The 25,750-nt window shown below is 38.8% G+C and carries 28 protein-coding genes; 8 read left to right on the forward strand and 20 right to left on the reverse strand.

The features are described 5' to 3' along the window. Nucleotides 1-55: 55 nt before the first annotated feature. The 5 genes from OGI71_RS09660 to OGI71_RS09680 form a co-directional block, all read right to left on the reverse strand. Complete coding sequence (locus OGI71_RS09660; protein ID WP_282255211.1) at nucleotides 56-781, reverse strand: LytTR family DNA-binding domain-containing protein; 726 nt, start codon at nucleotides 779-781, stop codon at nucleotides 56-58. Continuing rightward, nucleotides 774-1,832 (reverse strand): histidine kinase, encoded by a 1,059-nt coding sequence (locus OGI71_RS09665; protein WP_282255212.1) that lies wholly within the window; start codon nucleotides 1,830-1,832, stop codon nucleotides 774-776. The genes OGI71_RS09660 and OGI71_RS09665 overlap by 8 nt, the downstream gene beginning before the upstream one ends. Nucleotides 1,833-2,234: 402 nt before the next feature. After that, the gene (locus OGI71_RS09670) at nucleotides 2,235-2,465 is read right to left on the reverse strand and encodes a hypothetical protein (protein ID WP_120258183.1); all 231 of its coding nucleotides are present in this window, start codon (nucleotides 2,463-2,465) and stop codon (nucleotides 2,235-2,237) included. A 7-nt stretch (nucleotides 2,466-2,472) separates the two neighbouring features. Beyond that, nucleotides 2,473-2,766 carry a hypothetical protein gene (locus OGI71_RS09675; protein WP_282255213.1) on the reverse strand — a complete coding sequence of 98 codons (294 nt, stop codon included), beginning with the start codon at nucleotides 2,764-2,766 and terminating at the stop codon, nucleotides 2,473-2,475. Nucleotides 2,767-2,918: 152 nt separating this feature from the next. After that, on the reverse strand, nucleotides 2,919-3,500 hold the full coding sequence (locus OGI71_RS09680) for a TetR/AcrR family transcriptional regulator (protein WP_282255214.1): 582 nt from the start codon (nucleotides 3,498-3,500) through the stop codon (nucleotides 2,919-2,921). Nucleotides 3,501-3,585: 85 nt separating this feature from the next. Here OGI71_RS09680 and OGI71_RS09685 point away from each other — a divergent pair, with 85 nt between their 5' ends. Then, complete coding sequence (locus tag OGI71_RS09685) at nucleotides 3,586-4,164, forward strand: GNAT family N-acetyltransferase (RefSeq protein WP_282255215.1); 579 nt, start codon at nucleotides 3,586-3,588, stop codon at nucleotides 4,162-4,164. On the opposite strand, the gene OGI71_RS09690 is transcribed toward OGI71_RS09685, so the two are convergent. The 7 genes from OGI71_RS09690 to OGI71_RS27110 form a co-directional block, all read right to left on the reverse strand. Further along, nucleotides 4,128-4,694 carry a DUF6624 domain-containing protein gene (locus tag OGI71_RS09690; RefSeq protein WP_282255216.1) on the reverse strand — a complete coding sequence of 189 codons (567 nt, stop codon included), beginning with the start codon at nucleotides 4,692-4,694 and terminating at the stop codon, nucleotides 4,128-4,130. The two genes, OGI71_RS09685 and OGI71_RS09690, sit on opposite strands and share 37 nt — an antisense overlap. A gap of 87 nt (nucleotides 4,695-4,781) precedes the next feature. Then, nucleotides 4,782-5,618: a GNAT family N-acetyltransferase gene (locus OGI71_RS09695; RefSeq protein WP_282255217.1), complete on the reverse strand. Its 837-nt coding sequence runs from the start codon at nucleotides 5,616-5,618 to the stop codon at nucleotides 4,782-4,784. A 97-nt stretch (nucleotides 5,619-5,715) separates the two neighbouring features. After that, complete coding sequence (gene catA, locus OGI71_RS09700; RefSeq protein ID WP_282255218.1) at nucleotides 5,716-6,387, reverse strand: type A chloramphenicol O-acetyltransferase; 672 nt, start codon at nucleotides 6,385-6,387, stop codon at nucleotides 5,716-5,718. A gap of 49 nt (nucleotides 6,388-6,436) precedes the next feature. Continuing rightward, on the reverse strand, nucleotides 6,437-6,832 hold the full coding sequence (locus OGI71_RS09705) for a cytidine deaminase (protein ID WP_282255220.1): 396 nt from the start codon (nucleotides 6,830-6,832) through the stop codon (nucleotides 6,437-6,439). 19 nt (nucleotides 6,833-6,851) lie between these two features. Continuing rightward, nucleotides 6,852-7,760 (reverse strand): GNAT family N-acetyltransferase, encoded by a 909-nt coding sequence (locus OGI71_RS09710; RefSeq protein WP_282255221.1) that lies wholly within the window; start codon nucleotides 7,758-7,760, stop codon nucleotides 6,852-6,854. Further along, nucleotides 7,760-8,008 carry a GrpB family protein gene (locus tag OGI71_RS27105; protein ID WP_335995459.1) on the reverse strand — a complete coding sequence of 83 codons (249 nt, stop codon included), beginning with the start codon at nucleotides 8,006-8,008 and terminating at the stop codon, nucleotides 7,760-7,762. The genes OGI71_RS09710 and OGI71_RS27105 overlap by 1 nt, the downstream gene beginning before the upstream one ends. Before the next feature lie 93 nt (nucleotides 8,009-8,101). Beyond that, nucleotides 8,102-8,356 carry a GrpB family protein gene (locus OGI71_RS27110; protein ID WP_335995458.1) on the reverse strand — a complete coding sequence of 85 codons (255 nt, stop codon included), beginning with the start codon at nucleotides 8,354-8,356 and terminating at the stop codon, nucleotides 8,102-8,104. A gap of 570 nt (nucleotides 8,357-8,926) precedes the next feature. Here OGI71_RS27110 and OGI71_RS09720 point away from each other — a divergent pair. Further along, nucleotides 8,927-10,507, forward strand: a complete 1,581-nt coding sequence (locus OGI71_RS09720; protein ID WP_282255222.1) for a hypothetical protein — start codon at nucleotides 8,927-8,929, stop codon at nucleotides 10,505-10,507. A gap of 158 nt (nucleotides 10,508-10,665) precedes the next feature. Here the strand turns inward: OGI71_RS09720 and OGI71_RS09725 are convergent, their stop codons facing one another. Further along, the gene (locus OGI71_RS09725) at nucleotides 10,666-11,457 is read right to left on the reverse strand and encodes an AraC family transcriptional regulator (RefSeq protein ID WP_282255223.1); all 792 of its coding nucleotides are present in this window, start codon (nucleotides 11,455-11,457) and stop codon (nucleotides 10,666-10,668) included. A gap of 81 nt (nucleotides 11,458-11,538) precedes the next feature. Here OGI71_RS09725 and OGI71_RS09730 point away from each other — a divergent pair, with 81 nt between their 5' ends. Continuing rightward, nucleotides 11,539-12,594, forward strand: coding sequence for an SDR family oxidoreductase (locus tag OGI71_RS09730; RefSeq protein ID WP_282255224.1), 1,056 nt, complete (start codon nucleotides 11,539-11,541; stop codon nucleotides 12,592-12,594). 87 nt (nucleotides 12,595-12,681) lie between these two features. Here the strand turns inward: OGI71_RS09730 and OGI71_RS09735 are convergent, their stop codons facing one another. Beyond that, entirely contained in the window at nucleotides 12,682-13,581 is a 900-nt protein-coding gene (locus tag OGI71_RS09735; RefSeq protein WP_282255225.1) for a DUF4421 family protein, read from the reverse strand. Between the two features lie 239 nt (nucleotides 13,582-13,820). On the opposite strand from OGI71_RS09735, the gene OGI71_RS09740 reads away from it, so the two are divergent. The 5 genes from OGI71_RS09740 to OGI71_RS09760 are packed head-to-tail and all read left to right on the forward strand — an operon-like array spanning nucleotide 13,821 to nucleotide 17,069. After that, entirely contained in the window at nucleotides 13,821-14,423 is a 603-nt protein-coding gene (locus OGI71_RS09740; protein WP_282255227.1) for a sigma-70 family RNA polymerase sigma factor, read from the forward strand. Further along, nucleotides 14,420-14,896, forward strand: coding sequence for a hypothetical protein (locus OGI71_RS09745; protein WP_282255228.1), 477 nt, complete (start codon nucleotides 14,420-14,422; stop codon nucleotides 14,894-14,896). Before OGI71_RS09740 ends, OGI71_RS09745 begins: the two co-directional genes overlap by 4 nt. 20 nt (nucleotides 14,897-14,916) lie before the next feature. Continuing rightward, on the forward strand, nucleotides 14,917-15,360 hold the full coding sequence (locus OGI71_RS09750) for a hypothetical protein (RefSeq protein WP_282255229.1): 444 nt from the start codon (nucleotides 14,917-14,919) through the stop codon (nucleotides 15,358-15,360). Then, nucleotides 15,357-15,770, forward strand: coding sequence for a hypothetical protein (locus OGI71_RS09755; RefSeq protein WP_282255230.1), 414 nt, complete (start codon nucleotides 15,357-15,359; stop codon nucleotides 15,768-15,770). Before OGI71_RS09750 ends, OGI71_RS09755 begins: the two co-directional genes overlap by 4 nt. A 12-nt stretch (nucleotides 15,771-15,782) precedes the next feature. Continuing rightward, a complete protein-coding gene (locus OGI71_RS09760; protein ID WP_282255231.1) occupies nucleotides 15,783-17,069 on the forward strand; it encodes a retropepsin-like aspartic protease in 1,287 nt (428 codons plus the stop codon). 18 nt (nucleotides 17,070-17,087) lie between these two features. Here OGI71_RS09760 and OGI71_RS09765 read toward each other — a convergent pair whose 3' ends face one another. From OGI71_RS09765 to OGI71_RS09790, 6 genes are all read right to left on the reverse strand, one after another. After that, nucleotides 17,088-17,537, reverse strand: a complete 450-nt coding sequence (locus tag OGI71_RS09765) for an SRPBCC family protein (RefSeq protein WP_282255232.1) — start codon at nucleotides 17,535-17,537, stop codon at nucleotides 17,088-17,090. A 236-nt stretch (nucleotides 17,538-17,773) separates the two neighbouring features. After that, nucleotides 17,774-18,907, reverse strand: coding sequence for a hypothetical protein (locus tag OGI71_RS09770; protein WP_282255233.1), 1,134 nt, complete (start codon nucleotides 18,905-18,907; stop codon nucleotides 17,774-17,776). Nucleotides 18,908-19,057: 150 nt separating this feature from the next. Beyond that, a complete protein-coding gene (locus OGI71_RS09775) occupies nucleotides 19,058-20,359 on the reverse strand; it encodes a hypothetical protein (RefSeq protein ID WP_282255234.1) in 1,302 nt (433 codons plus the stop codon). A gap of 223 nt (nucleotides 20,360-20,582) precedes the next feature. Then, on the reverse strand, nucleotides 20,583-23,789 hold the full coding sequence (locus OGI71_RS09780) for a TonB-dependent receptor (protein WP_282255235.1): 3,207 nt from the start codon (nucleotides 23,787-23,789) through the stop codon (nucleotides 20,583-20,585). 140 nt (nucleotides 23,790-23,929) lie between these two features. Further along, nucleotides 23,930-24,973, reverse strand: coding sequence for a FecR family protein (locus OGI71_RS09785; protein ID WP_282255237.1), 1,044 nt, complete (start codon nucleotides 24,971-24,973; stop codon nucleotides 23,930-23,932). A gap of 99 nt (nucleotides 24,974-25,072) precedes the next feature. Continuing rightward, complete coding sequence (locus OGI71_RS09790) at nucleotides 25,073-25,669, reverse strand: RNA polymerase sigma-70 factor (protein ID WP_282255238.1); 597 nt, start codon at nucleotides 25,667-25,669, stop codon at nucleotides 25,073-25,075. Nucleotides 25,670-25,750: the final 81 nt, after the last annotated feature.

The following is a 25,750-nucleotide window of genomic DNA, read 5'->3' on the forward strand; positions in this document are numbered from 1 at the left end:
GAAAAATAATCTGATTAGACTCAGTATCAGTACACAATATATTGGAGTCCAAATACTACTTTTGGAAATACAGCAGAAGCTCCCGCCGGTAAGTCGACCCAATCGGCAATTTCTCCCCAGAATCTAGCTCGGCCGAACCACCTGAAATTTTACTGACACGCTCCAGTGAGACAATATATGATTTATGTATTCGCATAAAAAGATCTTTGTCTAACTTTTGTTCCATTTCAGCTGTTGTTAGCGAACTCACAAAGGATCCTGATGTGGTGAAAATCTTAACATAATTGCCCCAGCTTTGGATATATATGATGTCTTTACACATAATCCTAACAAAGTCGCCATCCACTTTGACTACAACAGAGGAGGTTGCCGTGGTGGCAAGCACTACAGGATGATCCAATACCGTAGGTTTGACTGAGGGATATCTGGAGAAAACGTTATCAATCGCTGACATAAACCGCCTGATATCAAAGGGTTTCACCAGGTAATCGACCGCTCTATATTCGTAACTTTCCAAAGCATATTCTTTATAAGCTGTTGTTAAAATTACCAAGGGAGGATTAGACAGCGCTCTTAACATCTCCAAGCCATTCAATCCGGGCATATTGATATCCAGAAAAATAAGATCAACTTCATGATCATACATATAATCCATTGCTTCAACTGGATGATAGAATGAAGCTTTTAGATCCAATTTTTTGATATCCTTGATATAATGATGAAGGACTAGATGTGCCCCTTCTTCATCATCAACCACAATGCAGCTCAAACGCTCATTCATATGCTGAAGATTTTAAATTTAATGTTAAAACAGTATGGTAATCATGCGCTATTTCAACACAATGCAATTTGTATTGCGCAGGATAAAGCAATGCCAAACGTTGGTGCGTATTCACTAAACCGAGACCTGTGGAATTATTCTTTAGCAGTTTGTCCGCCAACGAATTTTTGATATCCACTGTCAATGAACCGTTGATAAAAGTAATTAGGATATCTACGTACCATTTCCTTTGGTTTGTAAGACTATGTTTAAAGGCATTTTCAATCAATGTGATCAAAAGTAATGGTGCAATCCGATAGTGGTTAAATTCATCATCCTCCCCCGATACTGTATACCTTATCGCACAGCGTTTGCCAATACGTTCTTTCTCCATAGCAACGTAATTAGCGATAAAAGCAACTTCCTCCTTTAAACTAATTGTATCTCTATTGGCATTTTCCAACTGATATCGCATCAATTGCGATAGTTTCAAGATCAATTCAGGTGTACGGGACGGCTCAGTTAAGCTCACCCCATAAAGGTTGTTGAACATATTAAAGAAAAAATGGGGATTTAGCTGTGCATGTAAATATTTCACATTGATCTCACTTAACATCAGTTGTGCTTCATTTCTTTTCTCAACCTCATTGGCGTATTGACGTAAGAGGAAAAAAGATAGCATTGTAAATGTACTTATCACACATAGCATAATTTGGTAGGCAAAATCCTGGAATACGGATATCTCCCCTCTTTCATAATAGGCAGTATCTATCCAAAAATAATTAACAACAACCAAGAGGGCTGCTCCAGTTAAAGTCGAAAAAACAGCACCGATCACATAGATAAAATACTTTTTCTTAATGAAGAATGAGAAAAAGAAGTGACGGTGCAACTGTGCCTGCATATACAATAGGCTAAAAAATACTAAGCCTTTGATAAAATCAATAATGGTGTCAATTTTCATCCATTCATGGAGCATGGTCAGCAAAAACATGGCGGTAAACAGTATAAACTCCTGTAAATACCGCTTTGAATACCACCGACCTTTGTTTGTCACGAGACGTTCTTCCATATCCTGAAGTAAAATTCAACTATTTATAGGTAATATGCAAAAAATCATGATGAACTGAGTTCATCATGATTTTTTTGTCAGTTCCGCCTCCATATCATCATATAGGATTTCTTTCCCAAAGGTCTCCTAAGAGATTGCTGCGCGATGCTAAACCCAGAATATTCAAAAAAGAGGAACCATCGTATCCACTTTGAACTGAACTTGTACTTAAACCATATTCTTGTTTTACCTGCCGAATATAAGGTAACCTGTCAGCTGCTTTTAATGTTCCGTTTTTGATGTTTTTCTTCGATTTTGGAAGTGAACACCTTATATTTATACTTCTTCATCGACCGAATCGAAAACTAGGACGTGTGAATTTATGAGTTATAACAATGCGTTGAACAGGATGGCCGCAGATCTTCAGTCTACATCTTCCACCTGGACAAACTGCATGGTAATTCCCCGCTGCTGACAAATATTTAAAATTGAAAATTCTAAACGGCTATTAATTTTAACAACAAGTAAAAACTGTCGGTCATCCAACAATAAATCAATATTCTTGATCTCTGGAAAACTCTGATATAGGAAATGATATAGCTCACTTGCCTTCCATTTCAATTTGCGCGATAGGGAGTAAACAACTTTATACATAATAGACTTATTTCAATATCTTAACAGTAATTTGATTTAACTGATCAATCAAAATTCCTTTGTCCTTCAATTCATTAAAATTGCGAGCCAATCGAACTTCTTTATCTGTATTTTCTAATGCAAGCGCCAATTCATCCAGTCGTTCAATTTCTTGATGCACCAGTAGATAACAATCAAACTCCGAATTCAACAACCCGGTAGACTCCGGACGTATATTCTCATCCGTTTCAACCAATACGAGCACATATTTTTGCGCAGTTAACGTCCTTCGTACCCTTCCTATTTTTGCATTTAATATCATGTTATTTCCTATTTTTGTTAGACATTCCAATTGCCACATCAAACAAATACCTATTCAAATAGACATATTTTGTATTTATGTCGAAATCTATCGTTAAAAAAACGAGCAAATGCTCATCTATTTACTAGGGTGTGAAAACGTCTAAAATCAGCTTATTTTAACCCCTTTACACATATACTAGTCAACCAGGCAAGCCGCGCCTCAAAGTCAGGAAACCGATCAAAAAGCAATACTTCCTGCTCAAAACAACGGGATGTCGTTACCAACATCTCTGAGAGAAACAGAATATCCTTTTCTTCAAGAAACTGGATTTCCCCTTTGGCAATAGCGACCCTGATCATATTACGAATCAATTCAATTTCATCATCCAACATATAACGTGTCTTGGAGACCATCAAAGCCGGATCGGATTTCATATCCTCAAAAGCCAAGTGAAAACGTTTGGTAATCAAATTGATCTCACGCAATTTAGCCCTTAGAAAACCAACCAGATTCTCCTCTAGAGAAGCTTCCCGGCTATAACTTTCTTTGGCTATTGTAAACACTTGCTGACATAAACATTCGGCTATCGCGTCAAAAACGTCCATCTTGCTCGTAAAATAATAATACAGTGTACTACGTCCCTTACCACAGGCTTTAGAAATATCCTGCATAGAAACCCGCGTAAAACCATAAGTTTCAAACACTTTCATCGACGAAAGAATAATTTCTTCCCTAATATTTTCCTGTTGCATTGTCATTACTAGACAAACATACAAAAAATGTCGAAAATTCAAATCATCATTCTGCTTTTGAACATATTTTATTATTTTTACTGTTATGATATTGGATACTTTCCCAATTTTAACAACAGAACGTCTTTATTTACGTCAAATCCAACATTCGGATGCTCCTGCTCTATTTTCTTATTTTTCAAAAGATGAGGTAACATTATATTTCGATTTACCAACCTTCCGGCATATGGACGAGGCTTATGAGCTTGTAAAAACCTGGCAGAAAAATTTTATACAAAAAGAGGCCATCCGTTGGGCGATTTGTTTAAAGGACAATCCGGATCAGCTCATTGGTTCTTGTGGTTTTCATAATTTTTCCAACGAGCATTTCCGTGCAGAGATCGGCTATGAACTTCATCCTGACTTCTGGCAACAGGGCATTATGACAGAAGCTATTTCCACTATTATTTCTTTTGGTTTCGACAGTTATAAACTCAATCGTATAGAGGCTTTTATTGACCCGGACAACTTAGCTTCCCGTAGGTTGCTTGAAAAAATGAATCTTGTTTCCGAAGGAATTCTCCATGACTATTTCTTTGAGAAGGGGCGTTTCGTAGATGGTGAGATATTTGCCTTGCTTAAAAAGAACTATATCCAGCCTACTTCCTTTCGCCAGATCGTATAATCCATATCCTGCTGATCCAAAGTCGTCAGCTGATCTAAATCATACACTGTATCAAGTTTTACCTGTGAAAGCTCGGGTAAATTCATCTGCAAACGCTGTTTATTGAGGTTCTCTTTGTCCTCGACTGGATAGATTCTGCCATCAGTGGTCAGTTGTGTTCCAAAACGCTGTGGTTTGCTCTTAAAATAATGTATTCTATCGTATAAATAGGCTATATGAGCAGGGTTGATGTCCTCTTTTTCATTGATCATCAGTTGATAGCAGTGTTGCATGAAATCGGGTTCTGAGATAGCATGTTGGACAATTAACCATGCCGCCTCACTGGCCTTTGTTCCTACTTTTGAAATACCTGGATAACCTATCTCGGTAATTATTCCGCGTAATCGCTTCGCGTTATCACGGTGAACAGCCTCCATTGCGGGATGATAGCCCTTTTGAAGTTCCCCCTTCCCGGCCAGTTCATTCCGTAATATGAGATCATCCTCTGCTAATCGAAGCAGTTCGTTCGCTAACTTGTCGTATAATATCATGCCGATTGTCTCTTATATACCCCCAACTTTATGCTATTGTTTGGTCAAATGCCAAGAAAATTCACTTTTGTCATGCAAACCCATGTTTTATAGCAACTTTATCATTTCAACTTGATTGATGCCATTGACCAGTCCCTGTTTTTCCAAAAATAATTTCACATTTTTTGCTTTCGCATCAACGTTGTTGAAACTTATTTTTTCCGCTGGCATTTCTTTTTTAAGGGCCTGAAAAAGCTGCGTTCCAATTCCTTTCCGCCTACATTCGGCTGCCACAGCGACTTGGTATATCCGCTTGTTTCCAGGATTAAAAAGAATATACCCCACAAGTTTTTCGTCGATATATGCTCCTAACGCACTAGGTTGCAAACTATCCATACTCTGTACTGCGCTTTGCCAACTTGGTAAAATATCCCAAAACGATTGAAATTCCTGCCAAGAGAAATCAGACAGCGGCTGGATTCTCGCCACATTGCTCACCGTAGCCGGCTGAATGGCACCACTGAAACATAGCAATTGTCTGTTGATCGAAAAACCACTTTTCTCATAGGCACGGATGGCCGCTCCGTTACTTTCTATTGCTTCCAAAAGAATCCGCTTGACCTTGTTCTCATTAAAAAACGGGATTAGATAACGATACATTTTTCCCACTAACCCATGCCCCCGAAATTCAGGCAGTACACCCGTTCCACCATTGTAGACCACAAATTGACGATCTATTTCCCGCAGACCATGTATCATAAATGCGACAAGTTTGTTCTCCGCAAACACAGCAACAGACCAAGTTAACTGAATATCTTCCGTTCTGATTTTCTGTCGCAATTGTTCTATATCTAGCTGAAATGGAACAATATAATCCTTAAAAGCTTCATTAATAGTTTGCAGCAGCTCAGCAATATCTGATTGTGTTAATTGTCGTATTTTCATTGAGATATCATTTGTTTATTACCAAAAAACAAAACAGTTCGGAGTACAGACAGAATCCAGACAATAGGACTGTTCTGAACAAGGCGATTTCTTAGAATTATACCTGAGATTTAAGAACTGTCCCGATATCCCTACAATATGCCTCCAATGTCGCAATCAATTTAGCGACATGTATTCCATCACAGACAGCATGATGCACCTGAATTGCTATAGGCATTAAGATTTCATCAGCTTGTTGCTGATATTTTCCAATTGTAAAGGAAGGTGCAAAATAATCTGTAAAGTCGGCAATATGAAGGTTAAAGCTATCAAAATTGATCCATGGAATTGCTGAAATATTAAAATGATTCTCTGGAGGTGCCTCCGGAAAAAAACGTAAATCATTGGCATGTCTTTCGGCTACACGATTGTAATTGGCCATAAACGCTGCAAAATCCTTATCGTATACAGTCGATAGCGCTGAAAAAGTTTCCGTTTCTGGATGTAGCACAGTATATATCGGATTTACATGGTCCCAAACGATGAGTTCCTCTTCCTTCATTGCCATCTTAAAAGCGTCATGATTGTTTACGGCCCTTGTAATTAGGTAAATCATGACAGGATAAAATTTATAGCCATTTTCCTTTATAAAAGGAAGCAGGTTAGTGATATTAATTTTTGTTGTAAGGCTAAAGCCGCATTTCATCTGGCTACGATAGACCGAAAAGTGCTCTTTTCGTTTCCAGTCCACTAAATTTATTTTCTTATAAGCTGATTCTATTTTTTCCATTTTATTCCACTAATTATTTAATTTATACGAATTGGTCCCATTCTGAAAATCACCAATTCCTGTCGAGATCATCTTTCCAGTCAAAAGGCAATAATTCCTTTAAGGATTTGAATACTCCATTTTTCACTTCCACGATTGCATCAAGATTAGTCTTGGTAAGCTGGCTTATCAATTCTCTACAACGCCCACAGGGAGGAACGGCATTTCCCGTAGCATCCACCGCAACAAATGCCCTGACTTGAAATTCATGGTGTTTCAGCATTTCGGCAACAGCGCTATGCTCAGCGCAAAATCCCATGGAGCAAGCCGTATCAATGCTGATTCCAGTATAAATATTACCTGCCACTGTTTCTATAGCAGCTGCCACACCAGCATATTCAACAAAGTCATTTAATTTTTTTGTACCGGCAAGCCCGCTTGCTATTTCTTTTAATTTGTTTGTCATATCTTCCTCCTATCCGATTCTAGGTATGCGATAAGGTCGCCACTTTCATGCGCTCTTCTTCAAAAAACGACAATAGCTCTCGCGTAACAAATAGTTGCAGATCGTCTTCTTTCCATATTCGCCATTCGAGACCTTCTGTATGCTTCGGTGTGAATCCGAAAACAACCTCTGTAAACGAAAAATCAGCAAAAGAACTGATCACTGCGTTCAGATCAACTTCATTCGTGGAAAACAGTTCTATCATATACAAAATATTATTTTCCACTTGTACCACGACAGCACAGTTTAACTCTTCAATATAATAAATTGATTCTTTAAATCCCATTGTGGGATAAGCATAGCAATAGAAAAGGGCTAGACCTTTACTTCTAGTTTGAAATTGTGTATTAGAAACAGCCTGTTCTACCAAGTTTTCAAATAGCTTCAGATCCTCTGCATTGTCGAGGTTCAGCTTACGTTTGGTCAATACTGTGGTCATATTCGTATTTTTAACGGTTTGAAATACGGTATATTCCGGGACTGGGAAAAAGTCAAATTTTGGATAAAAATCCAGCACCTTATTATTCGCAAACAAAAACATACCTTTAGTTTGATGCACAAAATCGTTACTAATCCGTCGTAACAGAAAACTGCTCAAGCCTTGACGCTGGTAATTTTCATCAGTCATTACTGTTCCTAGTTGGAGTAATTTTTTCCCTTCTTGTTCAAACAGACTTACTGTGGCGTGTGCTACTATTTTATCCTCATCAAATAGAGAATACAAGATACAATTATCATCCCAAAAACCAGATTGATAATAATTTTCAAAATCAAACTCCCAAAAATGTTGTGTCATTCGATTAAATTCCAATCGTAACGTTTCGTTGTCCTGATAACCAATGTACAGCGTATAGTTCTTATCCTTAATCAGTATGTTTTCCGTGATCATTAGATCCTCTCCTTGTACCAGGCCAAAGCGATTTTTTCCTGTGCTTTTAAAAATAGATCTTTCCCCATATTATAATCATTTCCATCCTTCCAATCGAGTTGAGTTAATTTTTCTTTGAGCTCCTGATAGCTTTCCCGGATCGTTGGGTGTGCGATTAGATAGTCGCGTAATGCGAGGTGTCTTTTCCAATCGGACGAACCCTTTACAAATGCATGCAAATGTGCGATACGAAGGTCATGATCATGCAAGATCGCCGGTATATCATCCCCAATTTTTACGACATCCGAAACGCCAATTTTATATATAGGTTTTTTCAGTAATATAAAAAATCGGCGTTCTGGTCAGTCCTGATTATATTTTTCATAGTAAACAATATTCGGTAGTTTCAATAAACCCGGTAACCAGTCTAAATCAGTTTCGTTTTCCACCCCGATCTGTATATCAATAATTGGTTTCGCTGAAAGACCTTCCACCGCAGTACTGCCGATATGATCAATTTGAGGGTTTAACGGTTTCAATAGAAATTGTAGCTCTAGTTTAATGGATTCAAATTGTTTTTTCCATTTTGGATCATAGGGTTCAAAAGGTAATATCATTTAAATAATTGTTTAAAATTCAATACATAGTTTGTTTTATACTGGCCTAATCTATCCAGTTTTTCACACCGAACAGTACTTGCTCTGATAGATTGGATTACCCCTTAATTAAATAGATTGAAGCCGCATAATAAAGCCAAACTTTGGAGGCAAAATTAAAGCTTTTCGATTTGAAATAAGCATCCATTTTTTTGCATAATGTGTGCATATTATAAGATTTTAAAGATTACAACTTCTTTTTAAAGCGTAAGCCACATCCTCACTGCTATGGAACACAGCGCTTGTTGTCGCCATGTAGATGTTTCTCTACAGGAAAAACTTCATTCATTAAACAATACTTCTTAAACAAAAAGTTCCATTTAATTTTGCGTCAGAAAAGCATTTGCCATAATCGCTATCATATTACTGACACATAAAAAAATACACAGCTTTTACTTAAATATTTTTGGATAAGGGTATAGCTAAAAGCTTGGTATATAACATAAAATTACATTAAAATAAAGAAATCCATTACATAAAATATCTAATTACATGAATTTAAAGTCTTATCGTAATCTGAAAAACATACTAATGCTAACATGCATTGTACTAACGGGCTCAAGCCTTTACTCTTGTAAAAAGAGTGGTGAAACTACAGATTTAACAGGAGAAACAGTCGTTAAGATCAATCTACAGGGTATTGAAGCCTATACTGAGAACGATGGTAACGCTGTAGGTCAAAAACAGGGATCCACAAAAGCGTCTCTTGCGTCAAACAATACATCAGATGTTCAGGAAATGACCGTCCCTTTTGGTAACGGATGCTCCATTGATGTTGTTCTGACAAACAGTTCAGCGGCTGCTGTAAAGAAAGGATTAGTTGCTGCATCGAGTCCAAAAGTTGCAGCTGCACAAGTAACAGAAAAACCACTGGACAAAGATATCAAGTATAAAGTTGTTGTTTATGACAACCAAGGTACCTATGTTACTGAAAAGACATACAGCTATGGCGGTGAATCAACTGCAGCTGGCATCGCTCTTGACGCAGGGAAAACCTATACCTTCATTGCTTATTCCATTAACAGTACAAGCACAGTACCCAATATCAATAACCAAAACAAACTGTCTTCAGCGAGTTTAGATAATATCAGCGGAGATTTAATGTTTTTTACAGGAAACTTGAAATTGAATACGGGTGTAAACAACTTAAATGTTGTGTTAAAACACCGCTTCAGTCAGATTATCACGACCTTGACAATGGATCCGAACATGACCGGTGCAATCACCAAACTTGAAAATGCAGTCTTTAAACCAAGCCATTCTACAGCGAATTTCAAACTATCGGATGAGGCTCTTACTTACAATGGACTGAACAATGCGGGTGTATTGACACAATTTCCGAGCTTAGGAACAGGCTTACGTACAGTAGTTAGTTCTCCTTCCCTATTGATTCATCCTGGGACTAGCACCGGAACACTTAACTTAGGAACGCTGACGATCGATGGTGAAACCAAGTCAAATGTTAGCATCCCAAATGTAAAGATCAATCCAGGACAGAGATATGACCTCAAACTTAACTTCAAAACCTGTACACAGAACGTGACAAGTGATGGACTAAACTGGAGTTATCCTGAAACCACTTCCGGTCGCAGAAAAGGAATTATAAAAGATGGTACATTCTATGCAAATGGCAGTACGATTGAACGCAGCTTCACCGCACCGGTAGCAGATTATGGTTTTGTATTTGATATTACTGAATTGGACAACGCTTTCAATATGGAGGTAAATGGTATCAAATTGGCGAAACAGGAAATTCAATTCCAGAATGCAGGCGCATCTTCAACGCAAAATATCCAGTTTGCTGACGGTAGTAAATATGAAGGCACGGATGTTCAAACAAATAAAAGAGTCGGTAACATCTATGACTTAAGAGGTACAGCAACAAAACCGTTGATAAAACTTGTGATCAGCAGAACTGGCCAGGTGACTATGTTTGGTAGCAAGACCTCCGGTGGTGAGTTGTATCCACTTGTATTAACCAATGGTAATGCATTCAATACTTTCCCATGGAATGGTACACAAAGTAATGCAGTGAAAGTTACCCAACTGGTAGATGGTAGAACAGTGATTAAAGGTGTGGGTGCCGGCAAGAAGAAAATACCTTGTAATTAATTACTAGGGTATACATTATAAACGCAGCTCCATAACGTATCTATGACATGCCAGCGATAACAACAATCGCACAGTCTATGAGGAATCGTTTCTGATACTGCATCACAACAAAGCCAGCAAAAAACATTTAATGTTTTTGCTGGCTTTGTTGTTTTTCTTTAGACCTCTTTCCCCAAGATCTTGGTCAGATGACTGACATCTGTCAATCCAAACTCATCAGCAATTTCCTTTAAAATCATTCGTCCAGCGGCAATGCGTTGCCGAATAAGTGTATTCCGATATTGGTGGATATAAGTCCTAATGGTCATACCAACCTGACGTTTGAAATAGGTACCCAAATAGTCAGCAGCAATATTGAAATGAGGGGCCATTACCTGAGATCTCAACAGGTTTGGCGTATATATATTTTTATGGATATAACAAAACATTGCCTGTAGGTCGCGACTTCTAGTACCATCCATCTGTAATTCGGGCATATTTCTCACCAGCAGCATTGAAATGCTGAGCAGCTGATGCCATATTAAATCTTGATTCGCAAAGATATCGTGTTTTAGGGAGGCAATCACATTAAACAACAGACGAACAGTCTGTAGATCAGCTGCAAGAATAGGGAAACCATGCTGATGAGTTTCCCTGCTTTTTATTAAATACTCCAATTGACGAGTTAAATGGCCCGATTCGGCCGTAGTCCGATAGATGTAAGCATCTGTAAATTTTAAATAAATAAAATGCGTCTCCTGCTTAATATCAAAATAGTGATACTCTTCTGGTCCGATAAAGAAAACAGTATCACTTTGATAAGGTACGGCATAGCCATTGATCACATGACTTCCCTCCCCACTCAAAATAAAGATAAGTTCGTAGTGATTGTGATTATGCTCCGGATGTGTCCAAGCGCTGGATTTAAATTCCGAGATCAGGATAGGTTCAAATTGTCGATAGCGTTCCATTCCAGAAATTTACAAAATTATAGCCGATTTTTACCTCTCTTCGATTCAAAGCAATGCTAATTTTGTCAAAAAGCAGTTTATATGAAAACTATAAAAAATACGGCATTGATTGTGGGCGCCAATGGTGTTATTAGCACAAATCTTATTGAACATCTTAGCAGTCTTGGAAACTGGGATATTATCGGTCTCTCCCGTCGTGGCGGGACCGATCATGACCAGATTCGTTATATCGCTGTAGATTTACTGGATTTAACAGACACGGTCAACAAACTAAGTGCATTGACCACTGTAACGCATATCTTTTATGCCGCTTATCAGGACAAAGACAGTTGGGCAGCATTGGTCGAGCCCAATTTGAGGATGTTGGTCAATGTAATAACGGCTATTGAGCCAGTAGCCAAATCCCTGCAACATGTTAGTCTTATGCAAGGTTATAAGGTTTATGGCGCCCACCTCGGCCCATTTAAAACACCGGCCAAAGAATCTGATGCTGGTCATATGCCACCCGAATTTAATACCAGCCAGCTACAATACCTTCAACAGCAACAAATTGGCAAACAGTGGACTTGGTCCGCTATCCGGCCATCGGTTGTGGGTGGAACGGCACCTGGAAACCCAATGAACCTTGCACTGTTGATAGCTGTATACGCTACTATTTCCAAGAAATTAAATATTCCGCTTCGTTTTCCAGGCAAAATTGGCGCATACCACACCTTACTCGAGATGACAGACGCTACTTTATTGGCAAAGGCAACTGTATGGGCAGCAACAGAACCTCAAGCGACCAACCAGGCGTTTAATATTAACAATGGAGATTTATTTCGCTGGAAAGATCTCTGGCCCAAAATTGCAAAATATTTTAATATGGAAGTCGACGCGCCCCTCCCCTTAAACCTACAAACTATGATGTCCGATAAAGAAAATATATGGGAAGACATACAGAAACAACAGGGATTGAATTATAATTATCAGGAAGTCTCCGCCTGGGCATTCGGCGACTTTGTCTTCTCTTGGGATTACGACTTTTTTGCGGACGGTAGCAAAGCACGAAGATTCGGTTTCCATGAATACATTGATACCGAGCAGATGTTTTTTCGGTTATTCGATGAGATGCGGAACAAACAGATCATTCCTTAAAGAGAAACCTGTTTCATGGTGGTCTTTATTGCTGCCATGAAACGGGAAATGAAGTCCAGCATTTCAAGCAGCTAGCTATTTGAAATATTAAAATGAAAAATTGATTTGTCTGGTTACAGACAACTGTAGATTTACATTCGTGACTGTATAGTCCTTTTTTGTCTCAAAAAAGTTCATTTTATTATTGATCATCATTCCGTAAGTGAAAGACCAATCATTCTTGGTGTAACTGGCCACTGTCCTGGCCAATACAGTTGGGTATACTTTAAAACGAAAGTTCCGAAAATTTTCGACATCGTTTCCAATGTTAAAACCAATCGTTGTATATGCCGTGATGAGCCAATGCTGACCCAGGGCCCAGGAATGTGCATACCCTCCTTGTGCTCCGACTTGAAGATTGTCAAGATTTTGCACAAAACTACCGTCAAGCCCTTCAAAATCCCGCAGTTGATGCCAATACACATTGGCTCCTAGCAGGAAGCTCCCTGCACTCTGAACCTGTTGCTCGCTTCGTTCAAAGGCTGCTTTTAATGAAAACCGCGTGTGATTGAACACATAGGTCTGCTCGAGTCCCATCTGATTGATTTTCATCGCAGGAAAAAGCTTAGTATTCTTTCCATCCACGGCAAAGAATCCTTTATAACGCTGAAAATAGATATCTGTTACAAATTTTCGACCATAGCGATGCACCTGAAAGTCTGTCGAACTCGTTTTACCGTATGTCTTGTCTTTTAATGAAACAATCTTTGTGCCCACAAGAAAATTAATCATTGTATTCCGGATCCCCAATCCCACTCCGATTTTCAAGGGGTTATTCGGTTCAAAAGTTTTATCTTCAGTGGTCATATTGACTGCGCTTGTAGAGAGATAACTCGTTATCCAGGATGCATTGGGATAGGTATAAATAAATGTTGTGTCTATCTCCTGCCCCTTCGTGTAATGACAGAATAAACATAGGATAAAGAACAGCAATAAATTCCTGCGCATCAATAATGGGCATAAAGTTTTCAATAGTACAATCTGTATGAATCTATCCAGTGAATATACAGCTTATCTCGTAAAAACAATGAGTTTCCGGCGAGGTCCTTATCACATTCTTTTTTTTCGAACCAAGAAATCCAATGAAATTAGAAAACAAAACAAACTAAATCAGTTAGATAAATAATTTAAAATATTTATTTTTAAATTATTGCAACCTAAATTTCACTTATGGGTCTTATTTGTCCGTGAACACAGAAACAGCTATACAACGTCAAGCAGACCGGGAACTAGTCTCTCAGATCCTCCAACGGGATCCGCATGCTTTCCGTAAGCTTATCGTTGATCATGAGAAGCTCGTCGCGCATTTGGTTTACAAAATGATCCCCGTCGCTGCAGATCGCCGGGACATTGTACAGGATGTCTATATTAAAGTTCACAATAATCTAAGACAATTCCGTTTTCAGAGCAAATTATCGACCTGGATCGGACAGATTACGTATAACACCTGTTTGCATTATCTTCAGAAAAAACGCCCTATCCTCATGGAAAGTTTTTTTGAAAATGCTGATTCGTCTTATACAGATTATAAAATGTTACAAGCAGCTAGCAACGAAACAGAAAATAGGCTTTTTGCTCGCGAACTCAGCCAGACAATAGCACAGGCTGTGGCACAGCTCTCCACATTATACCAAACCCTGATCGGATTACATTACCAACAGGAATTGAGTCTACAGGAGATTTCAGAAATCACACAATTACCGGAGGGTACCATAAAATCTTATTTGTTTCGCGCACGCAAGCAATTAAAAGATATTCTACTCAAATCACAAAAAAGAGAGGAACTATGAACAGTACACATTTAACAGAAGAACAGTTGCAGGCTCTTGCTGATTCCACTGACGATACAACAAGATTGGAAATGGATCATATTTCCACCTGTGCAGTATGCAGAATCAAATTTGAAAACTATCAGTTGATCAACTCTACTATCCAAGAATTACCCATAGCAAGCTTTGATCCTGATCTACCCGATTATATTGTCGGCATGCTAATCCCCAAAAAGGCTCCAATTCATTGGGCAGCCCTCCTTGTGGCAGCCTTAGGTGGTATATTGGTTACAGTTGCTGCTGTTATCTACGGGAAACAATTTATCACGTTATTTATTCAGCTTCCCAATATTTTACGCTATTGCTTTGCCCTCCTCCCACTTTCTTTAATCAGCGTACAGACCATACTATCCCTCATCAGATATCGACAAAAAATGAACACCATCATAAAAAAAACAGATTCCTTGCAACCTAAATTGGATTGGTGGGTCTGATATACTATAAAATCAATTGTATGAAACGCATTTTGAACTTAACATTGGTGCTGCTTACAGTCAACACTATGCCGACGATGGCTGCACAACAAGCTACTTCAGTGATGGAAGATAAGGAAGTTGTTTTTTTCTCGCTCAACGCGATTGCTGTTTTGCTGTCCATTTGGATTGCTTCCTCTTTTTTGCTTAAGCTCGTCAAGCTCTTCTTAAACGATCGTTTGCGCAGAACCCTGATTGAAAGGAATGCACCTTTGGAGATCGTTACTGAGATCCTTCCGAAAGAAAACAATATTGTAGAACTAGCCTTAAGCTGGTGCTGTGTATTATTTGCGGGATCTGTCGGACTCACGTTATGCTATTTTACCCAACCCCTTGGTTTTCACTCAGCCATTATCCTGAGTATGAGCTTAGCATTCGGTTTACTCGTTTACTATTTCATCCGTAAACATAAAAATCAATCATGAAAACAAATTACACCCTTATCGCAATAGCTATGCTATGTATTGGCTTATTCGTATCTGGTAAAAAGCTATTTGATCAATTTGCTCTCAATCATTCCAAGACTACTGTTATTTACAATGAAGTTGGCCCGCTCTGTACCTTAACGGCTAGTTTTCCAAAAGCAAAAACTGCATCAATTGGCCAATACATTAAATCCTGGAGCGAAGAAGCTGGTAAAGCTTTGGTTTTGTCAGGAGATACGGCGATATTATCATCCGTTAATGGCCCCCATTACAAGCTCTATATGGATGAAACAAACCTAAAAATCATCGCAAATCGCAATCAATTTGACCGGACTGCATATACCCTCATGAAAGACGACTACAAATTGCTTACAGATTTTATTACAAAGGGAAGTGAGCCAAGCAATTAAAAGATAAAACAGATGAAAATAACAACACAGCTTCTCGCCCTTAGTTTGAGTTTTGCCGTGTTTATTACCTCCAAAACTCAAGGCCAACAAAATCTACCTGTGATTCAGGCCAGCAAGCCTATGGTAAGTATCCGTGATGGAAAGTTATTAGCTAAGGATGTATGGAAATTAACCCCGACAACCGCACCTGATATTTACTATGCACAGGTGCCGAGAGCAGAACGTAAGATCACATTTATTACTGATAAGGATTCCATTTCTTTTACGACTACTTATGGTAAAACCTATGATTTTATTATATTAATGAACGGACAGGATCGTATTCTGACGCGCATATCGGCCAATTATGAGCAACTATTAAATCCGACCGTACGCTCTAAACCCGCGATACAATCGTCGGATACCATTCCCTTTTTTATGAAAAATAGTCGTCTTTATTTTAAGGGAAATCTCAATGGCTACAAAAACTTGACGATCATGTTTGATCTAGGGGCGGGTATCACCTGCCTCAGTGAGCAATCTCCTGCAAAAGCGGCCGTCAAATTTGATGGTCACATCAGCGTCCAGAATACGGATGGGACAAACAATGAACCCAGCGCCAGTACCAATAGTTTAGAAATTGGTGGATTACGCTGGGATAAAGTTCCGTTGGTACAAATCCGAAATCTAGCAGATGGTGAAGATATGATCATTGGAAATTCACTGTTCCGGGACAAGATTATCGAAGTTGATTACGAGAAAAAGATTATGATCCTAAGCGATCATATAAACAAGAATCTACAGGGTTATCAAGTTCACTATGTTGACTATTTCCAACATCGCCCCCGATTTGAAGTCAATATCAAAGTCGGAGAACGGGATTATCCCTTTCATTTTCTATTTGATACCGGTCGGGATGGCAGTATGCTTATTGGGGACGATTTTACAAATCGTTATCATCTCTGGAGCAAATATCATTCGTTATTTTCTTTTGGCAGAAAAAAGATCATTGTCATCCCGGAGCTCAAAATCGGGAGCCAGGTATTTAAAAACATTGTAACCAATACCAATAATCCCGATTATCCGAATGCCAAGCAAAGTTTATTGGGTAATAAAATATTAAATCAATTTAATTTTATCCTAGATAACCGCAGCGGCAAAATATATTTGAAAGCAAACAAATACCAAAATGACAACTACAGCGCATACAATGAGTTTAAGCTGGCAAGGATGTTAATTGTAATCTTGATTATCGGACTGTTGCTCTTTATAGGCTATCGTATCCGAAAGTCATATCTTCGAAAAAGGTCCTTGCTATAAACTCAATTTTCACGCTGCCTACATTTCAGGAAACCTATCTCCTACGAGATTAAGCAAGATATTAAATTCTAAATATGCTTTCAGATTGGCCAAAACGAGTGTAAACCCTTCGGTGCTATCGCGCACCTCAGCGATCAGCTTTTCGGGCGTATCATGTTTGATTTCATTGGTTACGGATACAAATGTTCCTCCTTTAATTTTATTGAATTTCCATTCAACAATGGAGGGGCTGTCGTGATTACGCCAATTGAAAATAATTTTTTGGTTTTCAACGATTTCCAGTACATCAACATTAACCTTATGGTTATACATCTCCCACTCCCATTCAATATTCTTTCCTTTTTCTAATTTTCCCGAACTCTTGGTAAACCAGATTTTAGTAGTAATCGCAGGGTCTACCATCGCTTGAAACACTTCAGCGACATCTTTCCGGATAAACATTTCTGCTTTTGCAAAATTCTTATTCATTTCTCTATATTTTGTGACGGATAATGTATCTATTTATTCAAATGGAGAACTCATCAAATTTCGATCAGTTTTAGGATGCGATATCTCTATCTATAATACATTTAAAAATAGTAATTTTCTTGACAAACAGATAATTCGTAAATATTGTGCAATCCATTGAGATTGACATCAGCCGACCATAAGCTGTTTAAATAACGTACAAAAGAACGATGTGATAAAGCTCGTTCTTTTGTATGTTAATTGCCTATAGTCACAAAATCATTTAATAAAGTGACACTACCAGGGACGATAAAAACTTCATCATAACCTTCCCCCCATTGTTCTTCACCAACAGAAAGTACACCAACGATGCGTTCTCCCGGCAAAAAGCTGTAATCTGTCAAATCTTTAAAAAAGCCTAAACGACCATATCTTCCGCTGTTTGGCAGGGCGGGAAAAATGTCTTCTGCGGTCCATTTTTTATAGGAATAAGGTACTATATTTTTTCCCTTCCTGACTACATCATAAGTATAAATTTTCCCTTCTGGCAGTGGGGGTAATTCAACGGTCACAAATGATTGTGATAGGGGTATGCTAACTCTTAGTTCTGGACTTAAATGTGTCACTTCTTCTGTCATTTGGTCCCGTATGTAAAAAACGAGATCCACATCCCCGCCTAAAAACGTACTTTGTCCAAATTCGATTACGGGTTTGAATTTGAAAGTCAATGACATACCTTTTGGATTTTTTAAAGCAGGTAATGTCATGTTCTCAAGCACCTTTTCTCCATCCAACAAGAATTTCAGTGTCTTATTTGAATCGGCATCCATGAGTGTTTTGGTAAAAATCACCTCATTCTTACCTTTAATTTTGACCGAAAGCTCTCTTTTTTGATCTTTATCTAGGGGAATTTCTAATTTACGGGTAAGTTGTCCCCCAGAAAAGGTTTGAGCGACTATTTTCCCATCTATGAAAAATTCTACATCCCTATCAATTGGATTTACATATAAATTGTAAAATATACTTTTATCATATATTTTGCCATTATCATACAATATTCCAATTTGATGATTGAAAATAGCAGGGTCAATGTCATAACTTCTTAATATTGTAGTTTTCCCTTTTTCTCGAACTTGAACTTTTTGATCTCCTTTTACAATATTTACTTTCATTGATTTGGGAAATGTGTGAGATGCTCCTTTTGTGCTGTCTAAAATCACATTATTATAGACAAATTCCAAGGGTACTGAAGTAGACCCATTAAAGGTTACTTCCACAATCTTCGCACTAGCCGCGTCATAAAGCTCTCCTTTCTGACAGGCCTGTAAGAAAATTAAGAAGAATCCTAAAAGGCTTATTAGTCTAATTAATGCTTTATTGTTGGTTTTCATTTAGATGATTTACTTTTAGAATATGTTATGGCATTCAATTGTATTCAAATTTTAACAGTGTACAAATCTATTACCATATTCATTGGTTGCAAAAAACCGGGTGGCGATTAAATCATCACCACCCGATAAATATTTTAAATCTACAAAAGCTTAATAGTTAAATTTTGCCCAAGTATATGTAAGACCTGGATTAAATCCAGCTTTATTAAAGAACGGTTGTGGAATACCAAATGCTGGAGCAGGAGCGCCGACCGGAGCAATTGTATTACTGCCCAAATCATTGTAACCCGCAGTTGCAGCCAAGGTAAATCCATGTATTGAAGTACTTTGAACACTGGTTGAAGCAGCAGTTGCATCACTATTGATTTGCAATCCTGTTTTATAACCTGTAATTTTTGAGTTTACTAAAGCTAATTCTGCACCACGACGCACAAACACACCAGATTTGAAACCAGGGGCAGTGATGCCAGTCTCATCCTCCGTACCAATAATGCGAACATTGCTGAATGTAGGTTTTGTTTTCGGCGTTAAAGTGAATCCGGTCGGATGGTTATCAATTTCAGAACCATTTGAATCACTGTTTGCAGGATTTGAACTCGAAGCACTATGTGAAGATGTTTTATTTGCAATTGCAATTGAGTTCGATATTGTACCTTGATAACCTAGGTCAAAATCAAACTGATCATCATCATTGGAGAACGCAACAAGATCAGAAGCATTCACACGACCTCCGAAAAATTCGAAACCATCATCCAAACCCCAAGCTACCTCCACATTGTTTAAAACTGTACCCGAACCAACAGCACCCAAAGTCAAACCATTGACCTCATTGTCAGCAGACAATTTGTATCCAGCGTACTCAATACGTACATATCTAAACACACCACTACTTTCGGCATTGTTGGCGTCTGTGTTACTTCCATAATAATTTGCAGGAATATCTTGCAATCCTTCGATCAATTTGCTACCATTATTTGTAGGCTCATTCGTACGTGCATTTCCCAAGATAATTACACCACCAAAATCACCGGCTTTTCCAACAGTCGCATTATTACCATCCAACAGGTTACGGCTTGTGAAGACAATTGGATTAGTAGGTGTTCCCGAAGCGTTAATTTTAGCACCTTTTGCAATTACCAAAACACCATTTGCGGTGCCACCAACAGTATTGGCAGTTGACTTAATATAAGTACCAGCTTGGATAGTCAATGTTACCCCACTTTTTACAGTTACAATTCCAGAGATTTCATACACATTGCCCGAAGTCCAAGTTGTATTAGATGTAATATCTCCAGAAACGGTCACCACAGGTAGTGATGACTGCGTGTAATCAGCAGCGGCAGTACTGCGTTTCTCAAAAGTATCATCTTGCAGGGCATTGTCCTTATTACATGCAGTTAAAGCTGTTGATGCGATTGCTAGGATCGCTAAAGTTTTATTTAGAGTTTTCATTATTTTTAAATTTGATATTGTGTTAAAAGATTATTAATTTGTTGCCAAATACTTAGCAAGTCGGCTTGTTCATCGCCCTTGGCGATTTGCAAATTGGTTTGGTTTTCTTTTTAGGAAGCACATGACTTGTATATGCATTCAAGCGAGAGGTCCGTTTCAGCAAAGCCTTTCGCTTTTTTATTATAGTCTTCCACTTTATCCTCCTTTCTATTTGTCGATTTTTTTAAAATTTATATGTAATTGATGTTCCGAAGCTTCTTCCAAATCTTTGTTTGAACATGATAATATCCCCTTCATCATAATTTATATCACTGTATCCGGGCTTCAATAGTGGACCTCCTGTAGTTGCCCCACCATCTGATTCATAGCTTTTCGTATTGTTATAGATGACTGAAGCCGAATTTAAAATATTTCCAGCATTGATTTTTACTTCTAACCGGCTATCTAAAAATTTGTAGCTGACTTGGGCATCCAGGATTTCCCTTGGTCTTTCATACTCTGTTTCCTGAGTGGATTTTCCCACAAACGAGGTTTTTCTCCCAGAACGATTATAGGCCAAATTTATCCCCAAGCGTTCACCATCGTATTGCAGTCCGGCATTGATGAGATAGGGGCTTTGTCCATATAACGGTCGCTTCTGTTTTGATTCTACAAATTCTATTTCTCGCGTCTGCGGATTTTCGGTGGGGATCAGGGCCGCAACATCTGCTTTCTGAACAGTCAGATTACCGTATATAATCATATCTGCTAGTATGGCATCATCGTGGATAAAATTCAGCTTTTTCCTAGCTTCAAATTCGACCCCATAGATCTTTGCCCAAGCTGAGTTTTGTAAAGTATATTGCCAACTATAAGATGCTGTAGGCTGTGCCGCCACTTCAGCAGGTCTGTCAAAATATTTATAATAGCCACCAATGGAAATAACTTCTCCAAGCCCCGGAAACCATTCGCCTTTCAGATCCCAGCTTTTTATACCTGTGCTATTGATACCTATGCTTCCAAACATTCCATCATAAAAAGCGTCATAACGAAGGAACTGACTGTTTTCCATCATCTCCGGGCGTATCACAGTATTCGAAAATGCTGCCCGTAAATTGATTTGATTGGAGGGACTAAAGGTCAGGTTTGCCGAAGGAAGCCAGCGTAGTGCCCGTTCCTTTTTTAACTCAAAAACGGCAGTCGTTTCCTTTGGTTTTGGGTTGTTGATTTCTGTATACTTATAACTATCTGCTCGCAGCCCCCACACCAATCGCCATTGCGTCCCTAGTTTATGATCCAACATCAAGTAACCAGCATGATTTTGACTCTTTCCTTCATAAAAATCAAAGTTCCAGCCATCTATGAAAAACATAAATCCATTTTTCCCGATATTTTCAGGTTTAAAACGATCGCCAATAGTGGTAAATTTAAGGGACTGATCAAAAGTCTTATTATCTACCCCCATTGTTGCAATTTCAAAATTAAACTTAGCACGTCTCTGTAGTCCAAAATAGCCCAATTTAGCTGTGCTAAGCACTTCCCCTAACTTAAAAGGATGACTCCCTGATGCTGCCCAAGAATAATGTGTTTCATTATTTGCATAATTATGACGGGAAGCTGGATCTATACGACCTTCAGTAATTTGCGTATAGCCGTAGATAAATGTCCTGTCATTAACAACATCTTCTGTAAGCCCCTGTGTTAAAATCCCCATGTCCTTGTCCTTTCGGTCTATTCCCGATCGCGCCACTTCCCAATCTATTTTAAAATCCTGGATCTGATGCTGTGCTGTAATTTTATTTTGCAGCAATGTCGTAAACGTAGGTACATTTACTTCTCTGATCCGATCAGCTTTATTCTCTATATCTCCGTCGGCATCGATACCTTCGATTCGGGCAAAATTATTATCAAACACATGGGTCCAGGTATTACGGGATGAAAACCGATGTTTTCCCAATTGTAAACCTATATTAAGGACAGTTCCCAAAGTTGAATTAAAGTTGTAAGATTTTCCATGATTAACGCCATCAATTTCATCATACCAAGAACCACGTTTGATTTCTTCAATATTGTTAATATTTTGAGCGTTACGATAGGTTACAGCACCCGTAAAGCCCAATTTACGAAGCTCTCCACCTTTGAGGTTATAGAGTCGACCGATGGTAAACTGATAATTTTGAGAAGGCAGTGCCTTATAACGGTATAAAGTAAAATTGTCTGTTGTAAAGCGCTTACTCTGCGCCACAATCTCGTCTATAGGTGTCGCTGCATTAGCGATATGTAAGTTTTTTGGGAAGCTCCTTCGACCATCATCAAATCCTAGATAATCATGTTTACCCCGTTTAGGGCTCAAAAAATCCTTTCCAAAAGATTGGTCATTGACAGAAGCCCCGACACCAAATGTTGTAAAATTACTGGATGGAATATCTTTTGTATTAATCTGAATTAAACCGCCTCCAAAACTCGTGTTCATATCAGGCGTAATGGATTTCGCGACGACCACATTATCCACAATACTATTGGGCACCATATCAAAGGAAAAGTTACGCGTCCGGGCTTCGGTACTCGGCAGTACTGTGCCATCTAAGGTAGCAGAATTATATCGCTCACCAATTCCTCTCACAATCACAAACCTATCGTTGATCGTCGAAACACCTGAAATACGCTTCAAACTTTCACCCACATTACGATCGGGTGTCAGCGCCATCTGTTCTGCCGAAATACCATTGCTGATTTCCGAAGCATTCTTTTGTCGCGCCAATAGTCCTGAGATGCTGGCTTTTTTAAAGGAAGATGTTACAATCACCTGGCTTAGCGTATTTGCGCTTGCTTTCATGGCGATATTTAAGTTGGTACTCTTCCCATCAACGATTTTTATATCTGTCACCCGCTGACTTTCGTAAGAAATATAGGTGATATCAATGGTATATGTCCCTGCTTTTAATTCGATATTAAAATTTCCTTTATTATCGGTCATGGCAGACTTTCCCACTCCCTGTACGATGACCGTAGCACCGACCAATGGGTCGCCGCTTCCGTCAACAATAGTTCCTATCATTCGTCCGGGGCTTGCCGGGGCTGGTAATTTAAAAAGGACAACTGTATTGTTGCTCGCTGCTTTGAAACCAACGTTACTACTAGCCAAAAGCTGTTTTAAAGCAGTTTCCACAGTATAATTTTGAGCATGTAAACTCACTTTGGTCTGGGCCGAAAATATACCGCCATCGTAATTGATCTGTAGACCAGATGCCTTCTGCAAATCTCGTAAGGCATTAGTAATGGGTACTGAATTAAAGCTTAGGCTCACTTTTTTCTGAAGTCCCTGTGCATAAGCACCATTGAAAACCACAGGAATAAAAAACTGTAATATACCGAAGACTGCCAATAAGATGACCTGCTTCCAAGATTTTGAAAATTTTCTTTTGTTTTGAGAATATATGCTTATATTCATGGAATTCAACGATTTTTTAGTTATTCAATTGATTAGAAATTTGTTTCTCGAACCGTTCTGTTGGTCCAGAGCGGTTCTATTTTCTTTTTTGTTTCTCGTTCGTTGTTATAGCGTTATCCGCTCCTTATACTGCGATTATATCATGGGCATTCCTTCCTCCATAAGGTGATTGAATTTTCGTCATTGATCCGATAGCTAAGTTTCCCTCCGCTCATCATTGCTAACTGCTCCATAATCTTTCCGATAGGTTGGTTGTCAAAACTGGCGTTAATACGATAATTATCAAATTTGCACGAGCCCTTGATATCAAAATGAATGTTGTAATACCGGCTTAATTTCTTTGTTATTTCTCCAAGGTTGGCATTTCGAAAGCTCAGACGGTTTTCTATCCAACTATTAAATGATGCGGGATCCTGACCTTTTTCGACAACGAAATCCATCGTCTGCTGCTCATAGGTCAGACGCATTCCTGCAGTTAGATCCGCCAGCTTTTTCGATTGGTGCGTCCCATTACGACTTACACGGACCTTTCCACTGCGCACCGAGATCATTTGATTTTTATCTTTTGGATAAGCATAGATATTAAAGGAGGTACCCAACACTTGTGTGCTCACTTGTCCGGAATGTACAATAAATGGACTGCTGGTATCTCTTTTAACCTCAAAAAAAGCCTCCCCGGTCAATATAACTTCTCGCTTCTGTCCTTTCACAAATTGGTCAGGCCAACGTAAAGTGCTTCCCCCAGCCAGATAAATAATACTACTGTCACTTAATCTAATCTTTACTTTTTGACCATCAAGAGTCGTTTTACTCGACCATGCTATGCTTGTGGTTTGCATAGCTTTTTCAGGTTTCTGGAAATAAAACCAGCTCGAAACAACTGAAAAGACTAATACTGCCGCCGCCGCATAATACCATTGCTGTACTATCCTGACTGGCTTTCTTTTCTTATCTTTTGGAATTTCTTGCAAGATCTCAGCAAACGCGGCCTCCGTCTCAGCGGTCTCCTCCCGATAGGCAGGTTCGCCTTCCCACAGATCAGCCATCATCTCTGCAAAGAGCTCCATATGCTCTTCGTCCTGATCTGTCTCCAAATAGTGCAACAGGATCTTTTTCTCCGCCGGGCTTGCCTGCCCTTGTCGGAAACGTTCCATGATGCTTTTGATGTATCCTTTATCTTGCACTTCTTTTTGCTTATTTAACTATAGAAAGACTGGCAAGGGAGGAACGGCTACTCGAAAGAAAAAAAAATATAAATAATTGATTTTAAGAAAAATTGGCACTTAGATCAAGGCCAAAACCAAGCTCAAGATACAGCCAAATGCTTCTGGGTAGCTATTATGATAATAGGCTCGAATCTGGCGCATGGATTTTTTGATGTGATTGCTCACCGTATTGGTAGAAATCTGTAGTTGATCAGCAATTTCCTGATGACTCAATCCTTCTTCCCGACTCAGTCGATACACCTTCTGTGCCTGTTGCGGCAGGGCCTCAATCGAACGTGTTAATACCGCATAGCATTCTTGATAGTCGATATATTGTGCGGTGGAATCCTGGTGCTGCTCAACTCTGCTTTGCGTTTCGAGAAAATTATCGTAGCGCAACTTTCTTTTCCAAGTATCGAGCATACTGTACCTTACCATGACAAATAAAAGGCTCTCAATATTTTTGCTGGCATCTATTTTTTCGCGATTTTCCCAGAGCTTGACAAATACCTCCTGTGTTAATTCTTTAGCACCTTCTTGAGAACGCAAAAACTTGTAAGAAAAGCTAATTACTTTACTACGCATACGAAAATACAGCTCCTGAAATGCGGCGGTATCTCCCTGACGTAATTTTTCCAATAACTGTTCGTTTGTTTCAATTGCTTTCCTTTTCATAACAAGTATATTGATGGTAATGACCCAAAGCTAAACAGCACCTATTAACCCACAGTTAACACCAGTTTAAGTATGTGTTAT

Origin of the sequence: Sphingobacterium sp. ML3W (genome assembly GCF_029542085.1) — a bacterium.
GTDB lineage: Bacteria > Bacteroidota > Bacteroidia > Sphingobacteriales > Sphingobacteriaceae > Sphingobacterium.

What these genes read in the sequence shown, in the direction of transcription:
- OGI71_RS09675 (WP_282255213.1), bottom strand. Translation starts at nt 2,766, where the DNA reads ATGATATTAAATGCAAAAATAGGAAGGGTACGAAGGACGTTAACTGCG.
- OGI71_RS09710 (WP_282255221.1), bottom strand. Translation starts at nt 7,760, where the DNA reads ATGATCACGGAAAACATACTGATTAAGGATAAGAACTATACGCTGTAC.
- OGI71_RS09680 (WP_282255214.1), bottom strand. Translation starts at nt 3,500, where the DNA reads ATGCAACAGGAAAATATTAGGGAAGAAATTATTCTTTCGTCGATGAAA.
- OGI71_RS09690 (WP_282255216.1), bottom strand. Translation starts at nt 4,694, where the DNA reads ATGATATTATACGACAAGTTAGCGAACGAACTGCTTCGATTAGCAGAG.
- OGI71_RS09770 (WP_282255233.1), bottom strand. Translation starts at nt 18,907, where the DNA reads ATGAAAACCAACAATAAAGCATTAATTAGACTAATAAGCCTTTTAGGA.
- OGI71_RS09725 (WP_282255223.1), bottom strand. Translation starts at nt 11,457, where the DNA reads ATGGAACGCTATCGACAATTTGAACCTATCCTGATCTCGGAATTTAAA.
- OGI71_RS09780 (WP_282255235.1), bottom strand. Translation starts at nt 23,789, where the DNA reads ATGAATATAAGCATATATTCTCAAAACAAAAGAAAATTTTCAAAATCT.
- OGI71_RS09685 (WP_282255215.1), top strand. Translation starts at nt 3,586, where the DNA reads ATGATATTGGATACTTTCCCAATTTTAACAACAGAACGTCTTTATTTA.
- OGI71_RS09730 (WP_282255224.1), top strand. Translation starts at nt 11,539, where the DNA reads ATGAAAACTATAAAAAATACGGCATTGATTGTGGGCGCCAATGGTGTT.
- OGI71_RS09670 (WP_120258183.1), bottom strand. Translation starts at nt 2,465, where the DNA reads ATGTATAAAGTTGTTTACTCCCTATCGCGCAAATTGAAATGGAAGGCA.
- OGI71_RS09720 (WP_282255222.1), top strand. Translation starts at nt 8,927, where the DNA reads ATGCTAACATGCATTGTACTAACGGGCTCAAGCCTTTACTCTTGTAAA.
- OGI71_RS09660 (WP_282255211.1), bottom strand. Translation starts at nt 781, where the DNA reads ATGAATGAGCGTTTGAGCTGCATTGTGGTTGATGATGAAGAAGGGGCA.
- OGI71_RS09695 (WP_282255217.1), bottom strand. Translation starts at nt 5,618, where the DNA reads ATGAAAATACGACAATTAACACAATCAGATATTGCTGAGCTGCTGCAA.
- OGI71_RS09735 (WP_282255225.1), bottom strand. Translation starts at nt 13,581, where the DNA reads ATGCGCAGGAATTTATTGCTGTTCTTTATCCTATGTTTATTCTGTCAT.
- OGI71_RS09665 (WP_282255212.1), bottom strand. Translation starts at nt 1,832, where the DNA reads ATGGAAGAACGTCTCGTGACAAACAAAGGTCGGTGGTATTCAAAGCGG.
- OGI71_RS09775 (WP_282255234.1), bottom strand. Translation starts at nt 20,359, where the DNA reads ATGAAAACTCTAAATAAAACTTTAGCGATCCTAGCAATCGCATCAACA.
- OGI71_RS09790 (WP_282255238.1), bottom strand. Translation starts at nt 25,669, where the DNA reads ATGAAAAGGAAAGCAATTGAAACAAACGAACAGTTATTGGAAAAATTA.
- OGI71_RS09755 (WP_282255230.1), top strand. Translation starts at nt 15,357, where the DNA reads ATGAAAACAAATTACACCCTTATCGCAATAGCTATGCTATGTATTGGC.
- OGI71_RS09765 (WP_282255232.1), bottom strand. Translation starts at nt 17,537, where the DNA reads ATGAATAAGAATTTTGCAAAAGCAGAAATGTTTATCCGGAAAGATGTC.
- catA (WP_282255218.1), bottom strand. Translation starts at nt 6,387, where the DNA reads ATGGAAAAAATAGAATCAGCTTATAAGAAAATAAATTTAGTGGACTGG.
- OGI71_RS09750 (WP_282255229.1), top strand. Translation starts at nt 14,917, where the DNA reads ATGAAACGCATTTTGAACTTAACATTGGTGCTGCTTACAGTCAACACT.
- OGI71_RS09745 (WP_282255228.1), top strand. Translation starts at nt 14,420, where the DNA reads ATGAACAGTACACATTTAACAGAAGAACAGTTGCAGGCTCTTGCTGAT.
- OGI71_RS27110 (WP_335995458.1), bottom strand. Translation starts at nt 8,356, where the DNA reads ATGATATTACCTTTTGAACCCTATGATCCAAAATGGAAAAAACAATTT.
- OGI71_RS09760 (WP_282255231.1), top strand. Translation starts at nt 15,783, where the DNA reads ATGAAAATAACAACACAGCTTCTCGCCCTTAGTTTGAGTTTTGCCGTG.
- OGI71_RS09705 (WP_282255220.1), bottom strand. Translation starts at nt 6,832, where the DNA reads ATGACAAACAAATTAAAAGAAATAGCAAGCGGGCTTGCCGGTACAAAA.